This is a genomic window from Ferruginibacter sp. (genome assembly GCF_049840995.1).
Taxonomy (GTDB): domain Bacteria; phylum Bacteroidota; class Bacteroidia; order Chitinophagales; family Chitinophagaceae; genus Ferruginibacter.
Window position 1 is genome coordinate 160,664 of the sequence record NZ_JASGIP010000008.1, and the last position, 14,944, is coordinate 175,607.

General features: G+C 41.7%; 13 protein-coding genes. 8 read left to right on the forward strand and 5 right to left on the reverse strand.

The features are described from left to right. Positions 1–17: 17 nt before the first annotated feature. A complete protein-coding gene (ccsA, locus tag QM738_RS21540) occupies positions 18–2,579 on the forward strand; it encodes a cytochrome c biogenesis protein CcsA (protein WP_462278825.1) in 2,562 nt (853 codons plus the stop codon). Between the two features lie 219 nt (positions 2,580–2,798). Here the strand turns inward: ccsA and QM738_RS21545 are convergent, their stop codons facing one another. Further along, complete coding sequence (locus tag QM738_RS21545; protein WP_462278826.1) at positions 2,799–3,302, reverse strand: phosphoribosyltransferase family protein; 504 nt, start codon at positions 3,300–3,302, stop codon at positions 2,799–2,801. A 143-nt stretch (positions 3,303–3,445) separates the two neighbouring features. Between QM738_RS21545 and QM738_RS21550 the strand changes: the two genes are divergently transcribed. From QM738_RS21550 to QM738_RS21560, 3 genes are read left to right on the forward strand one after another with little or no spacing between them, the layout of a single operon-like run. Then, complete coding sequence (locus QM738_RS21550; RefSeq protein ID WP_462278827.1) at positions 3,446–4,759, forward strand: 4Fe-4S dicluster domain-containing protein; 1,314 nt, start codon at positions 3,446–3,448, stop codon at positions 4,757–4,759. 5 nt (positions 4,760–4,764) lie between these two features. Next, the gene (locus QM738_RS21555) at positions 4,765–5,295 is read left to right on the forward strand and encodes a hypothetical protein (RefSeq protein ID WP_462278828.1); all 531 of its coding nucleotides are present in this window, start codon (positions 4,765–4,767) and stop codon (positions 5,293–5,295) included. A 35-nt stretch (positions 5,296–5,330) separates the two neighbouring features. Further along, complete coding sequence (locus tag QM738_RS21560) at positions 5,331–5,513, forward strand: hypothetical protein (protein WP_462278829.1); 183 nt, start codon at positions 5,331–5,333, stop codon at positions 5,511–5,513. 501 nt (positions 5,514–6,014) lie between these two features. Here QM738_RS21560 and QM738_RS21565 read toward each other — a convergent pair. Together QM738_RS21565 and QM738_RS21570 are read right to left on the reverse strand one after the other, a co-directional pair. Next, positions 6,015–6,371, reverse strand: coding sequence for a hypothetical protein (locus tag QM738_RS21565; RefSeq protein WP_462278830.1), 357 nt, complete (start codon positions 6,369–6,371; stop codon positions 6,015–6,017). A 102-nt stretch (positions 6,372–6,473) separates the two neighbouring features. Next, entirely contained in the window at positions 6,474–8,318 is a 1,845-nt protein-coding gene (locus QM738_RS21570; protein WP_462278831.1) for a T9SS type A sorting domain-containing protein, read from the reverse strand. A gap of 140 nt (positions 8,319–8,458) precedes the next feature. On the opposite strand from QM738_RS21570, the gene QM738_RS21575 reads away from it, so the two are divergent. Further along, positions 8,459–9,022, forward strand: a complete 564-nt coding sequence (locus QM738_RS21575) for a Crp/Fnr family transcriptional regulator (RefSeq protein ID WP_462278832.1) — start codon at positions 8,459–8,461, stop codon at positions 9,020–9,022. A 122-nt stretch (positions 9,023–9,144) separates the two neighbouring features. Then, positions 9,145–9,561, forward strand: a complete 417-nt coding sequence (gene yiaA / locus QM738_RS21580) for an inner membrane protein YiaA (RefSeq protein WP_462278833.1) — start codon at positions 9,145–9,147, stop codon at positions 9,559–9,561. 76 nt (positions 9,562–9,637) lie between these two features. Here the strand turns inward: yiaA and QM738_RS21585 are convergent, their stop codons facing one another. Beyond that, entirely contained in the window at positions 9,638–10,648 is a 1,011-nt protein-coding gene (locus tag QM738_RS21585; protein ID WP_462278834.1) for a WG repeat-containing protein, read from the reverse strand. Between the two features lie 421 nt (positions 10,649–11,069). On the opposite strand from QM738_RS21585, the gene ald reads away from it, so the two are divergent. Continuing rightward, positions 11,070–12,146 (forward strand): alanine dehydrogenase, encoded by a 1,077-nt coding sequence (gene ald / locus QM738_RS21590; protein ID WP_462278835.1) that lies wholly within the window; start codon positions 11,070–11,072, stop codon positions 12,144–12,146. Positions 12,147–12,148: 2 nt separating this feature from the next. Here ald and QM738_RS21595 read toward each other — a convergent pair whose 3' ends face one another. Beyond that, entirely contained in the window at positions 12,149–13,525 is a 1,377-nt protein-coding gene (locus tag QM738_RS21595; protein ID WP_462278836.1) for a T9SS type A sorting domain-containing protein, read from the reverse strand. A 195-nt stretch (positions 13,526–13,720) separates the two neighbouring features. Here QM738_RS21595 and QM738_RS21600 point away from each other — a divergent pair, with 195 nt between their 5' ends. Continuing rightward, positions 13,721–14,839: an acyltransferase family protein gene (locus tag QM738_RS21600; RefSeq protein ID WP_462278837.1), complete on the forward strand. Its 1,119-nt coding sequence runs from the start codon at positions 13,721–13,723 to the stop codon at positions 14,837–14,839. The last annotated feature ends 105 nt before the right edge of the window (positions 14,840–14,944 follow it).

Here is a 14,944-nt window from a genome sequence, read left to right on the forward strand (position 1 = left end):
CACTAATTACTTTTATAATGATGCAATTTGACGGTGAACACCTGCTGCCAGGACAATTAGGACATTTCTTTGTTATTCTTTCTTTTGTTGCTTCATTAATTGCTACTATTGCTTATTTCAATGCCTCCCGGGTAAAGGAACTAACTGACAAACAATCCTGGATACGGTTTGCAAGAACTGCTTTTATCACACAACTGGTTTCTGTAGTGATCATTTTTGCGATCATCTTTTATATCTGCTCCCACCATTATTTTGAATACATGTATGCTTACAAGCATGCAGCGAAGGAACTGGAATCGAAATTTTTGCTGGCCTGTATCTGGGAAGGCCAGGAAGGAAGTTTTTTATTGTGGACCATCTGGCACAGCATACTGGGCCTGTTCATCATCTGGCGCAGCAAGACCAGTTTACTGCAAGGATGGGAAGCGCCGGTAATGACCGTAATAAGTTTTGCCCAGTTCTTTTTGGGCATGATGATACTGGGTATCTATGTTTTCAATATCCGCATCGGCAGCAGTCCTTTTACTTTAAGCCGTAATGAACTGAACCTGGCCAATGCGCCTATCTTCATTGATCCCGATACAAAACTGCTGCGCCGCGATTATTTGTCGCTTATACAGGATGGTGTAGGTCTGAATGTTTTACTGCGTAATTACTGGATGGTGATACATCCACCGGTATTATTTTTAGGATTTGCGAGTACCATTGTGCCTTTTGCATTTGCCTATGCAGGCATACAAACCAAACGCTTTGGCGAATGGGTAAAACCTGCATTGCCTTTTGCATTGTTCTGCGCCTGTGTATTAGGTGTTGGTATCATGATGGGCGGAAAATGGGCTTATGAATCATTATCGTTTGGCGGCTACTGGGCATGGGATCCTGTGGAGAATGCTTCACTGGTGCCCTGGCTGATCATGGTGGCAGGTTTGCATACCATGGTGATCTTTAAAGCAACCGGGCAATCGCTCAGGGCAAGTTATCTATTTGTGATACTGAGTTTTGTTTTTATACTCTACTCTACTTTTTTAACCCGTACCGGTATCTTGTCCGATACTTCGGTACATGCGTTTACGCTGGATGAAGAAACCAAGCGGGTTACTTATACCATGCTGCTGCTGTTTATGGGCGCCTTTACGGTACCGGCACTGGTATTGTATTTCATCAATTATAAAAAGATCCCGTCCATAGCTACTGAAGAGAGAATTGATTCCAGAGAATTCTGGATGTTCATTGGTGCGGTGGTTTTCTTTTTAGCAGCGTTGTTCATCAGTGGTAAAACATCAGTGCCGGTTTATAATGCCATCTTCAATCAATCGGTGGCGCAACCGGAAGATGTGGAATTCTCTTACAACAAAGTAATGGTGCTGGTGGCTTTTATTATTGGATTGCTTACCGCCATTACACAATATTTTAAATATAAGAATACACCACGTCCTTATTTTTTAAAGAAGATCGCTTTACCAACATTTGTGTCTGCAGTATTGACTACTTTACTGGTATCTTTTTACCCGATCACTTATAATAAACAGGGCGCCGGTTTTTTAGTTGCCATCTATATGGCTTTGTTTGCGGCTATATATGCGGTAATTGCCAATGGAGCTTATATATGGGCGGGATTGAATGGCAAATTAAAAGCAGCCGGTGGGTCCATTGCGCATTTGGGATTTGCGTTGATGCTTGTGGGCATGCTGATCGCTTCGGGCAATAAAAAAACCATCAGTGATAACAGGGTAACGGGTATCAATATCCCATTCAGTAAAGACAGTAAGGAAAACCCGCTGGAGAATCTTACCATGTTGAGGGATGTACCTACAAGAATGCTGGATTATAATGTTACGTATGCAGGCGATTCTGCCGGTACTGAAAACGGTCGTGTGTTTCATAAACTGCGGTTTGTAAAAAAAGATTCCAGCGAAATTTTTACCCTTACACCCGATGTGTATGTTGGCAAGGATGAACTGAAGAGCAGTAACCCCGGCACCAAACGTTATCTTACTAAAGATATTTACACGTATGTATCCAGTATCAATCCTGGCAAAAATGACAAGACCGATACCAGCAGGTTTGTGATAAAGGAACTGGGCATTGGCGATACGGTTTATTACAGCAAGGGCTACCTGGTTTTAAACGGTGTGGTAAGTAATCCTGATAATGAAAGGTTTCATTACAAACCCACGGATGCTGCGCTGATGGCCGATGTAACGCTGGTAAGTAAGGACAGTATGCATTACAGGGCATTTCCTTTGGTGGAGATCAATATCAGCGGCATGGATTCATCTGCGGTGCCTGTAGATGATACGGTGTATGCACAAAACCTGTATTTAAGATTTGCAGGTGTATCGGATAATAAAAAGATCAAACTGGGTATAAAGGAATCGGATAAGATCGTTGATTTTATTACACTGAAAGCCTATTTATTTCCTTACATCAATTTAGTATGGCTTGGCCTGGTGGTAATGGCTATTGGTATTGCCATGAGTATGATACAAAGGGCGAGACTTACAAGAGGCTATGCTGTGTGTATCCTTGCATTTGTAATTATCGGGCTATCGTATATGTTCTTCATTGCAGGAGCGTGAGAGGACCAGCTACAAGGGTAATAGTTACAAGGGATGAGCAGGAAGATTGAAATGTTAATCTGAATAACAAAGCAAAAAAATATTCTTGAGGCTGCTCCCCTTTCTCCCTTGAAGCTTTTGCGCCAGCCACAAGGGGAATAGTGGCAAGGGAGAAGCAGGAAGACAGGGAATGTATATTTAATTAATGCGCCTAAATAAGTTTTTATTTCTTGCAGCTCCTCACCCCTCTTCTATCCAGGCACCGGTAACTGCTTCGTTTGCTACTTCTACATAAATGTGTTCGTCCAAAGTAGTGGACACAGAAAAGCCTACATAATCCACGTCTACAGGAAACGTTTTATGGGTACGCTCCACAAGGGCCAGGGTCTGTATCTTTTTAGGATGCTGTTCCAGTAAAGGTTTCAGGGCGTACAGCATGGTCTTGCCGCTGTTGGCCACATCATCTATCAACACTATTACTTTGTTATTAAAATCCATTGCAGCGCTGAGTGTTACAGCCGCTGGTTTCTTTTTATCAATGCCCAACTCCAGCACTACTACCTCGCCTTTAAAATTAGCTTTTAAATATTCGCTGATCTTGCGGGCCATTACCGTACCATGATCTTTTATACCGATCAGCACCAGTTGCGGTTCATCGTAATTACGTTCGGCAATTTCCAGGGCCATGCGGCGTAATTTTTTTTCGGCCACTTCGGCTGACAGGATGTATTTTTTGTTGTTCATTATTGCAATAATAAAAAATAAAATTACAGCAAATACATTAATTTATTGTGCCACCCTGTTGGTTCTTCAAAACCCACTTCCAAATTCGTGTAATTCGTCTAATTCGTGTAATTTGTGTATTATCTGTTTTACAAACATTGCTTATGCATATTCTTCAGCAAATACTTTTCGTTGCCTGTGCCGGTTTTGCCACCTGGCTGTTCTCCAAAAACATCCTGCAGATACGGCGTAATATTTTACTGGGCAAGGACGAAGATCTTACAGATAACAAAGCCCTACGCTGGCGGAATTTAATGCTGCTGGCGCTGGGACAAAAAAAAATGTTCCGCAACCCGCTCGTAGCTGTGATGCATTTTGTGATCTATGCAGGTTTTATCATCATCAATATTGAAGTGCTGGAAATTATCCTGGATGGCATATTGGGTACACACCGTTTGTTCTTTCCCCTGCTGGGAGGTTTTTATACTTTTCTCATCAATTTTTTTGAGCTACTCGCAGTAGGTGTTATGGTGGTGTGTGCAGTTTTTTTGATCCGGAGAAATATTATTAAACTGAAACGCTTTATCAGCAAAGACCTTAATGGCTGGCCCCGCAGCGATGCCAATTATATTTTATTTACCGAGATCATTTTAATGACCTTGTTCCTTACCATGAACAGCACCGATCGTGCTTTGCAATTGCAGGGAGCAGCACATTACCATGATACCGGCAATTTTATTATTTCCGGCATGCTGGCGCCCCTCTTCGGTGGCATGAGCGAAGGCAGCCTCGTGATGATAGAAAGAAGTTGCTGGTGGCTGCATATCATTGGTATACTGGCTTTCTTAAATTACCTGCCTTACAGCAAACACCTGCATATTATGCTGGCATTCCCCAATGCCTATTATGCACGGCTGAATGTACATGGCAAAATGAACAATATGCCGCAGGTACAGAATGAAGTAAAATATATGATGCAACCGGAGCTGGCACCCACCGGCGATGCACCTCCACAAAAATTCGGCGCCAAAGATGTGTTTGACCTTAGCTGGAAAAATTTACTGGATGCCTACAGCTGTACAGAATGCGGTCGCTGCAGTGCGGCCTGCCCTGCTAACCTTACCGGTAAATTATTAAGTCCCCGAAAAATAATGATGAGCACCCGCGACCGCCTGGAAGCGGTAGGCAAGAACATCAATACCAATGGAGAGTTTAAAGATGATGGCAAACAATTACTGAACGATTATATTACAACGGAAGAACTGCGTGCCTGCACCACCTGCAATGCCTGTGTGGAAGAATGCCCGGTGTCTATTTCTCCGCTGGAAATTATTTTAGAATTACGCCGCTCTTTAATTATGGAAGACAGTAATGCGCCACAGGAATGGAATACCATGTTCAGTAATATTGAAAACAATTTCGCTCCCTGGAAATTCAGTCCTGATGACAGGGATAAATGGGTGGAGGAAATGCAATAATAACTATGGAAGTAAAGTTCAATCCCGCAAAACATTTATATGGCAGAGGCTGGTTAGGTCTTATCCCACTTGTTGGCGCAGTTGTGGGCATTGGATTGATGCTGTTGGGAATATTTAAATACAGGGATAAAAAGCTTACGTATATTGGAATAACCGCATTACTCTTTACTGTTTTAATTTATTCATCTGCTATTTACTATACTGAATATACCGAGCAAGGAAGGAAAAACACGGCTGCTATTATACAGCCGGCACTCGACCACCTGGTAAAAGACATTGAGTTTTATAAAAAACAATCGGGCACATATCCTGACAGTTTAACACAAATAGCACGTACTGATAAATTTACTTTTATAGTAGATCCTTTACTGGCTGGCCATTCATCAATAAACCACCAACGTTTTTATTATAAAAAATCAGGCGAAAAATATTGCTTGTTTTCTTGTGGTGTTGACCTTGTTGCTTATACCAGTGATGATATATTTCCTTCTGCCAATTTATTCGATAGCAGCCTTACGGGATTGATCAAACTATAGTCAACTTACTCCACAAACTTTTTTCTTCATTAACAATGAAAGCCACAGGACGTATGGTGGCGCAGGCTTCAGATAGTAAAAGCAATATCTTCTTAAGTGAAGAAGCACAAACCGTTCCTACGGAACGAAGGAGATTGAGGAGGCTTTGTGTTACCAACGAGTTGTTCCGATGGAACAAAAGGCAGCTGGCCTCATACAATTTTTTACCTGTTCCGTAGGAACATTTTGTCGGTAACAAACATAACACACCTGGCCTTCAACGTTCCGTAGGAACGTATGGTGGTTGCAGGCTTTAGCCAATAAAAGAAGCATCATCTTAAGCAAAGAAACACGAGCCGTTCCTACGGAACGAAGGATACTTGGTGATTTTTTAGTTACCAACGAGTTGTTCCGATGGAACAAAAGATAGCTGCTTTCCTCATACAATTTTTTACCTGTTCCGTAGGAACATTTTGTCGGTAACAAACATAACACACCTGGCCTTCAACGTTCCGTAGGAACGTATGGTGGTTGCAGGCTTTAGCCAATAAAAGAAGCATCATCTTAAGCAAAGAAACACGAGCCGTTCCTACAAACGAAAGATGCCTGAGTGTTTTTGTGTTACCCATCAGTTGTTCCGCTGGAACAAAAAAGTAATCAGCCTTTTATTAATAATTTTGTACCAGTAGAATTGATTTTTTGTATGCCCTATTAGAAGTTGTTTGGAAGAAAGTAAAAGACTATTCCATAAACTGCTTCTTCTTCGCCAATACAAGGAATACGATCGATGTAATAAAACTCATCAGGCCAAAACCAATGATCCAAAGCACTTTTTCTCCTTCTGTAACAGTTTTGCTTTTTGCAACGGCGATAATACCAAATATGCGGCTGAGTAAGCTCGTAATGGCCAGCACAATAAAAGAAATGATCAGTACCGGGTTCAGGAAGTTTTGCAGCAAGGCAAAAGGATCAGGATGAGGATTTTCCTGCGCCATTGCAGTAAATGAAAAAAATACTTCCAGGTAGTTATAGATAAAAAAGCCAAAAGCCACCACTTCCACCAAAAACAGCAGCAGGAAGGTATTGTACTTATTCATTTTTTTATTTAAAGCTACAAATTAATAAGGATGCGGCATAAAAAATAGCCCCCGTTTTGGCGGGGACTATGTGCTCATCGAATTATAAACCTGCTTCCTGCTTTAGTATTTTATGAATTTTGTTGTTTGGGTATTTTGCGCCTGTGTAATAGACAGGTAATAATTGCCGGCGGGCAGATGGCTTACATCAACTGTTAATTTATTGATCCCTATCACCACATTTTTTGTTTGGCGATACATCACTTGCCCTTCGGTATTGATGATGGTAATATTAACCGGTTGCGCTTCTTTGGCTGAAATCTGCACTGTTAAAGAAGAGGTTGTGATGCTGGGATATAATTTTACCGCGGCCTGCTGCTCTTTTGATCCTATAAAAATGATATTGCTCAACGTCTCAGCACCATTGATATCAGTGATGCGTAGACGATAATAGCTTTTTTCTGCCGGGCTATTGTCAGTAAATTTATAGGCACGGGTGCCACTGCTGTTACCCGCTGCAGCAACCTTGCCGATTGCATCAAAATGAACGCCATCAACAGCTCTTTCAATCACGTATTCTTTTGAATTGATCTCTTCCGCCGATTGCCACAGTAATATATTGCTGTTGTTGTCGTGGTATCCTTCAAATGATAACAGCTTTACCGGCAGCGGCCCTGCGGTTGGTAATACTTTGGAAGTAACGATCCATAATTGTGCATGTGTAATAGTACTGTTGGGAACCACGTAACCAAACTGACCTGCAAATAAATAATCATCATTGCCCCACATTACAATATCATTGGCACGGTCTCCTTTTGTTTCCCCGTATGTTTTGCTCCAGATCTTGTTACCGGTTGCAACATCCACTTTTAACAGCCACGCATCAGATACGCCGGCATTACTACTGATATCGCCATCTGTACTGCTGGTCTCCCCTGCTGCCAATAAATTACCATCCTGTGTAATGCTCATTGCATAGAACCAGTCATTCGCAGAACCACCAAAAGTTTTCATCCAGCTGGCCGTAAGATCATTCGTGGTTTTTATCAACCAGCCATCTACTGCGCCTTTTAATCCGCTTACATCGCCGTTATTGGCGGCCGCCCTTGCTGCAATGGCAAAACCATCGGGTAATACCACCACACCATTGCCGATATCTCCACCGGTGCTGCCAAAACATTTTTGTTTCACCAGGTTCCAGTTGGCATCCAGCTTTACCACCCATACATCGGTGGACCCATGATTGCCTGTAACATCGCCATTGATACTGCCGGTGCTACCTGTGAATACCCAGTTATCAGTATTGTATAATTTCAGATCGAATACATCATCTTCAGCGCTGCCGCCAAAATTTTTTGTGCGTATGATGGTACCGGTAGAAGATATTTGCAGCAGCCAGATATCACGGCCGCCCTTGCCACCGATAAGATCTTTATTATTACCGTTGGAATAACAACCGAGCACATAACTGCCGTCTGTCATCGGTATTATTATTCTTGCACCATCCAGTAAGGTAGTGCCATAATTCTGGTGCCATTGTATATTACCATCGGCATCGTATTTAACTACAATGATATCTTCACCACCTTTGTTATTATTGATATCACCATCGGTACTGCCACTGCGGCCAACTGCAACAGCGCCTCCATCTCCAGTGGCTTTAACATCAAAAAATTCGTCTGCGTTAGTACCACCAAAACATTTTTGCCAGGTAATGATACCGTACTTATTATATTTAACGATCCATGCATCGGGTGATAAAACATCAGGTCCGGGATATTGCATAATATAATCACCGGTGCGGCTGCGGATAAAACCTGCGGCAAAAATATTGCCATCGATGCTGGTGTCAACTGCATTGGCGTACTCGGTATCGGTACCACCGATCTTTGTTTGCCAGTTTACCGGCGATTGTGCTACTGCAATGGCAGCAATGAAACATGATAGAAGGGTAAATATTTTTTTCATAACACTACACTTTTTAAAACGGTTGAATGATGCTGCAAATATTACTTGCATACAGCAACCCGGAATTGTGTATTGGTATGAATTGTATTTTGTTAAGGTTGAATTGTGTTTACTGCATTATCTTTAATAACTTAACTTTCATGAAAAATCTTTTAGCACATATCAGCAACTATGCCTCGCTTGGAAGTGAAGCAATCACTGCACTGGAAGGCGCTTTTGAAAAAAAGCTGGTATCCAAAAATGATCTTTTGCTTAGGCAGGGACAAGTATGCCGGCATTTGTATTTTGTTGAAAAAGGTGCGCTTCGGGGATTTTATAATTTAGATGGCAAAGAGATCACCCACTGGTTTGGTTTTGAGAATGATTTTGTGACCTCTTTCCATAGTTTTATAACGCATAGTGCTGCGGTGGAAAATATTCAGTTACTGGAAGGAAGTATTTTATGGAGCATATCACATGAACAATTGACAGCACTACTGAACCGTCACCATGAAATTGAAAGACTGTTGCGGATCGCTTATGAAAAATATTATATCCGCCTGGAAGAACGGTTTGTGAACGCTCATTTTAAAACAGCTAAAGAGTTATACGAAAACCTGCTGTTGCAAACACCGCATATTATTGAAAGAGTGCCGCTGGGCTATATTGCATCTTATTTAGGCATGAGCCAGGAAACACTTAGCAGGATACGTAATAAGATATAAATACCTCCTCTTCTTGCTAAACACCCCCCATGATCTTTTTAACATTTCAATCTTTACTTTTTGATAATTGTCAAAAACCCGCAGCCAGGCCGCTTATACATTTGTTGTAAAAAAAGATATTTATGGAACAAAGACAAACACTGGCTCCTTCCAATGCATTTATCGCGGCTTCGTGGCTGGCGCTTTTTATCGGCGTTATTGCATATAACATCGGCTTATGGAATGCTACGATGCAACTGAATGAGAAAGGCTATTATTTTACCGTGCTGATACTGGGATTATTCTCTGCCATCTCTGTACAAAAAGCCGTGCGTGATCAATTGGAAGGCGTGCCGGTGACCAACCTGTATTATGGTATTGCCTGGTTCACCACCGTTCTTTCGATTGTATTATTAACGGTTGGTTTATGGAATGCCGAAATGGCAAAAAGTGAAAAAGGATTTTACGCCATGTCATTTGTGCTGAGTTTATTTGCCGCCATTGCTGTACAAAAAAACACCAGGGACCTGAAAGCATCCAAACCCGAAGGATTGTTTTAAAATTATTTTACTGAATAATAAAAGCTGTTTCATTTTACCGAAACAGCTTTTATTGTATTGTACCCTCATTGTTCTTTTAGTTCTCAAAATATTCCACCCCATCGGTATTGATATAACCGATCTTACCTTCTTTTGTTTTTACAAACAGGTAAGCGCCTCCTCTTATCGATCTTACTTCATTGTATTTGGGAGCGATCAGTTTATTTTCTAAAAAATAATACCCCTTTGTATTGTCTGACGCAGTTAAAACAAAACCGCGGTTCTCATCATATACAATATCCGAGTAAGTGGAACTGATGATATCTTTCTGTGAAAGATCTTTCAAACTGGCCACACCATCTTTTGATTCGATAAAATACACATTGCCCTGCCTTGATTTTATATAATTCAGTTTTGTTTTTTCTACAGGAATAAAAACGGTGCCATTGCCGGTATACATACCATACAAACCATTCTTTGCCGCTACCAAATAAAGATTACCATTTACATCTGTTTTTTTGAGCGAACTGAATTCAAAAGGCAGCACCACATCAAATGTATTATTGATCACACCATACATACCATTTTTAGTACCGATATAATAGGTATGTTCATCACCGGCCACTTTATAATCGTCCACCAGTTTATCATACAGGTTACCATTATTCACCAGGCCATATACTTTTTGCGAATCGATCATCACCAGTTGTTCATTGTTGTTATTATTACCCGGCGCTTCTTCATTGATAGCAGGGCATTTGGACATTACCCTGCCCTTTGTATCAATACACACTTCTGCACCATTGGGCTTGAGTGATGCACCTGCAAACAAAACGGTATCCTGGTTCTTTACTACTTTACCTCCAGCTGTGTGTTTTCCTTTATCATCAAAATAACCCCAGGTAAATGGCTTGGCCGAATAGAATTTATAAGGAATTACCAGTTTACCTGTTTCATCAATGTATCCATATTTGTTCCCTTTTTTTACTACTGCATAACCGGCCACAAACCAATTGGCTTCCTGGAATGCAGGTTTGATAATGATTTTTTTATCGGGATTGGAATAACCCCATAGAATCTCCCTGGCGGTAAGGCACCAGTGAAGCATTATAATGCTGGGCAAACAGCGGGGCTGCTATTATCAGCAGCAGGGTAGCTAACACGCTTATTTTCATAAAAGATGTTTTAGCAGTTTAAGACAATTTGTTTTCCAAATTAAAACAAAATACAACTTCCTGTATAACTCATTAGAAATAAAATAGTTCGGGGTCGAAAGCCTTTTTTGGGAGCCTTATGCAGTGAGCAAGTTATTCCACATATAAATACGGTATTTAATACCTGGGCTTGATACATAAGAAATCTTCATACAATTCAAAAAATGGCTTAAAAATCATCCCATACAACAAAAAAACACCATTTTAAAGCAGTATTTTTTCAAAAAATCAAATTAATAGCTGGCTTTTAGAAATAAAATAGGGAATTTTGGCGTTTATACATACATATTTCACATTTTAATATTTACTGAAACCATGAAAATAGGCGTACCTAAAGAGATAAAAAATAATGAGAACCGGGTGGGTATTACCCCCGCAGGCGTTTATGAACTGGTGAGGAACGGTCATACTGTTTATGTGCAAAGTGGCGCCGGCCTGGGCAGTGGGTGTACAGATGAGGATTATACGGAAGCCGGGGCAATACTGCTGGAAGATATTAAAGAAGTGTATGCCGCTGCGGAAATGATCGTAAAAGTAAAGGAACCTATCAGGCAGGAATACACGCTGATAAAAGAAGGACAGATCGTGTTCACGTATTTTCATTTTGCCTCCAGCAAAGAACTCACCACTGCAATGATCAACAGCAAAGCCATCTGCATTGCGTATGAAACCGTGCAGGATGAGGATGGTACACTCCCGTTGTTAACTCCCATGTCCGAAGTGGCCGGCCGTATGGCTATTCAGCAGGGCGCAAAATATTTGGAAAAACCTATCAAGGGCAAGGGCATTTTATTGGGCGGTGTGCCCGGTGTTCCCCCAGGGAAAGTACTGGTATTGGGTGCCGGAGTAGTGGGCACACAGGCGGCAAAAATGGCCGCTGGTTTAGGCGCTCATGTTACTATTTTAGATATCAATATGAAAAGGCTGCGTTATATCAACGATGTAATGCCCAGCCATGTAGTTACAGAATTTTCGAGCGAATACAATATCAGGCGGCATATTGCCACGCACGACCTGATTGTGGGTGCCGTACTGGTTACCGGCGGCAAAGCGCCCAAACTTATTAAAAGAGATATGCTGCGGGAAATGCACCCCGGCACTGTAATGGTGGATGTAGCGGTAGACCAGGGCGGTTGCTTTGAGACCACAAGACCCACCACACACGAAGATCCTACGTATATCATTGATGATGTGGTACATTATTGCGTAAGTAATATGCCCGGCGCTGTGCCTTATACTTCTACCCTTGCGTTAACCAATGTAACGCTTCCTTATGTATTAAAGATCGCGGCACATGGCTGGCAGAAAGCCTGCAATATGTACGACGATCTTAAAAAAGGTTTGAACATTGTTGATGGCAAGGTTGTGCACGAAGGCATCCCGCAATTTTAAATTTATTGTGCCGCCATCAAGGTGCCGCTGCTCACTAAACTATCGTTGTCGGCTACACGATATTTGTAAACACCTGCCGGTATCTTTCCTGTATTGATCACCGTAATATTAGCCGTTATTTTTTGCGTAAGCATCCGCTTGCCTCCAGCGTCGTATAATTCCAACACCGTATTTTGAGACGATAGTTTTGGAATTGTTATAGAGAATTGGCTGTTGAACGGATTGGGATAAACGGCCAGTTTCAGCAGTTGCGGTTCATTAGCCACTGTATATTTTTCTGCTGCATAACTGATTGTAAAAGGTACCACGGATGTTTGTAATACAGGTGCAGTAACGGTATTAATGCCAATGCTCTTTAAAAGCGCTTGTTGTATAGCAACCGGTTTATCTAGCATTTTTTCTGCCTCATCAGGCGACTGGTCCAGGTTCACTACCCGGATATCATCACCATCCCACATACCGGTATTATTAATGCAGTAAGCCAGTATGGTACCATCTTCATTCATACTGGGCTGTAAATTCGCTTTGTTTACATTCACCTGTTGTGGCAATTCATATCCAAATTCAAAAGGCATAGCTTTTTCCTTGCGTGTAAAGCAATACAATTTTTCCTGTCCGCCCTCTTTTTTCTCCAGGCTGCAATAATAGGTGAGTCCATCTTTTCCAAACTGGCCAGGGCCGGGTACCATACCTTCAGGAACCTGCAGGCTGCCTTTTTTAACGAACACACCAGCTGCATTTCTTTCGTACCAGTCAGTTATTTTTCCCTTCCAGCCTACAGAAGCTTTTTTAGAACCATCGGTAATAACCATCAGTTCCTTACCATCAGGCGATATACCGGGAGCATACTGGTTATTGTCCTGCAATTCATCGATCGGTCTTGGTTTACTGAACGCATCTTTTTTCGACTTACGTTCCGATATATAGATCGTATAACCTTCCAGGGTTAGTATCATCGTCAGCTCATCGTTGGTGAGCGATACGGCGTAGTATTTATTTTCAAGATCGGGGAACAATTTGTTGGAGGGAGGGAAAGGTTGATCCACCGATGTTCTTTCGGTATAATAAATATTACCATGGCCGCCATCGCGGTTGGAGGTGTAATAAATCCTTAAAGCGTCCGCTGACAGCCAGGGATAGGCATCGCAACTTTTAGTATTGATACTTTTGGTTTGCGTGCACTCCGGCGTTGGCCATACAGGTTCGCTTTCATCCGCCTCTACCGGGTGGTTCAGGTAATCTAACGAACGTACATGGTTGGTTGTTTTTGTAGAAGCTCTTTTTACAGTAGTGCGTTTGGAAGCATTGCGTTGCGCCTGGCTGCTGAAAACTGAGCATGATAATACGAACAGGAGGGCGATGGTGGTTAGCTTGCTCATATAAGACTGGTTAAGTTGGTTGATACAAAATACTGCCCGGAATGAAAATAAATTGTTAATAATCCGGTTGTATAAAAGATAGATTCACGGGCACTGACTTTTTCACAAAAAAATCTTTAAAAAATATTCCGGGCTGTAACAGTGTTGGTTATTTTATTATCTTCATTTCTCACTGCATATTCCCCCTTTACCACCTTGCAACCACAACATAAACTTTACGGGCTCGACCACCTGCGGGCATTGGCCATACTGATGGTGTTCATTTATCATTACGGTATTTTATTCGATGCGCCGGAATGGGTGATCTCGGTAGGCAAATTCGGCTGGACGGGTGTGGATCTTTTTTTTGTATTGAGCGGCTACCTGATTGCTTCGCAGCTGTTCAGCAAAATTGACGCCGGTAGAAAAATATCGTTCCCTGAATTTTTTATCAAGCGTTTTTTCAGGATCATTCCTGCTTACCTGGTGGTGCTGGCGCTCTATGTTTTCCTGCCTTCTTTCCGCGAAAGAGAAGCATTGGCGCCTTTGTGGAAATACCTGACGTTCACTCAAAACATTGGATTGGATGTGGCCAGGCAGGGCACTTTTTCGCACGCCTGGTCGCTTTGTATTGAGGAGCAGTTTTATTTTGTGTTGCCGCTGTTGCTGATCGCTTTGGTATACTACAAAGCTTTTAAAAAAAGTTATTGGTTATTATTGCTTTTATTCCTGCTGGGCTTTGCAGCAAGGATCTATGCCTGGTATGTTCCATTGGCGCCCTATTTCAACACAGATGAATTTGCTATTTACTGGTCTAAATGGATCTACTACCCCACTTTCAGCAGGCTGGATGGTTTATTGGTAGGTGTATCCATTGCGGCATTACTGCAATTTAAACCGGCGGTTAAAGAAAAGCTCGCCCCTTATGGCAACTGGCTGTTGATAGCAAGCCTCGTATTTTTTACAAGCGCATTTTTATTATCTGCCGACCAGCGTTCTTTCACCGCTTCGGTATTTGGTTTTCCGCTGGTGGATATTGGCTATGGCTTTGTAGTACTGGCAGCCATAACACCATCCTGCTTTTTATACAAACGCGGTTTAAAACTTACCACTTCCATTGCTATTTTATCTTATGCCATTTATCTTATCCATAAAATAACCATCCACCTTTCGCAGCAGCAGTTTGAAAAATGGGGTGTGGAAACGGACAGCAATTTGATGTTGCTGCTTTGCATTATCACCACCGTACTTGCAGCGATATTATTAAGGTACAGTATTGAAAAACCTTTTCTTCGTATAAGAGATAAGCTGTTGGCTGTAAAAAAAGCAACATAGTTTTTATACAGCAAAAAAATTTGTAGTAGCAATCAAAAAAGAGTGGATTTTACTAACAGTTTTTCTATTCAAATTGTAACTTTAAAAAGCTACAGCAGCTTACAA

What these genes read in the sequence shown, in the direction of transcription:
- ccsA (WP_462278825.1), top strand. Translation starts at nt 18, where the DNA reads ATGATGCAATTTGACGGTGAACACCTGCTGCCAGGACAATTAGGACAT.
- QM738_RS21545 (WP_462278826.1), bottom strand. Translation starts at nt 3,302, where the DNA reads ATGAACAACAAAAAATACATCCTGTCAGCCGAAGTGGCCGAAAAAAAA.
- QM738_RS21550 (WP_462278827.1), top strand. Translation starts at nt 3,446, where the DNA reads ATGCATATTCTTCAGCAAATACTTTTCGTTGCCTGTGCCGGTTTTGCC.
- QM738_RS21555 (WP_462278828.1), top strand. Translation starts at nt 4,765, where the DNA reads ATGGAAGTAAAGTTCAATCCCGCAAAACATTTATATGGCAGAGGCTGG.
- QM738_RS21560 (WP_462278829.1), top strand. Translation starts at nt 5,331, where the DNA reads ATGAAAGCCACAGGACGTATGGTGGCGCAGGCTTCAGATAGTAAAAGC.
- QM738_RS21565 (WP_462278830.1), bottom strand. Translation starts at nt 6,371, where the DNA reads ATGAATAAGTACAATACCTTCCTGCTGCTGTTTTTGGTGGAAGTGGTG.
- QM738_RS21570 (WP_462278831.1), bottom strand. Translation starts at nt 8,318, where the DNA reads ATGAAAAAAATATTTACCCTTCTATCATGTTTCATTGCTGCCATTGCA.
- QM738_RS21575 (WP_462278832.1), top strand. Translation starts at nt 8,459, where the DNA reads ATGAAAAATCTTTTAGCACATATCAGCAACTATGCCTCGCTTGGAAGT.
- yiaA (WP_462278833.1), top strand. Translation starts at nt 9,145, where the DNA reads ATGGAACAAAGACAAACACTGGCTCCTTCCAATGCATTTATCGCGGCT.
- QM738_RS21585 (WP_462278834.1), bottom strand. Translation starts at nt 10,648, where the DNA reads ATGCTTCACTGGTGCCTTACCGCCAGGGAGATTCTATGGGGTTATTCC.
- ald (WP_462278835.1), top strand. Translation starts at nt 11,070, where the DNA reads ATGAAAATAGGCGTACCTAAAGAGATAAAAAATAATGAGAACCGGGTG.
- QM738_RS21595 (WP_462278836.1), bottom strand. Translation starts at nt 13,525, where the DNA reads ATGAGCAAGCTAACCACCATCGCCCTCCTGTTCGTATTATCATGCTCA.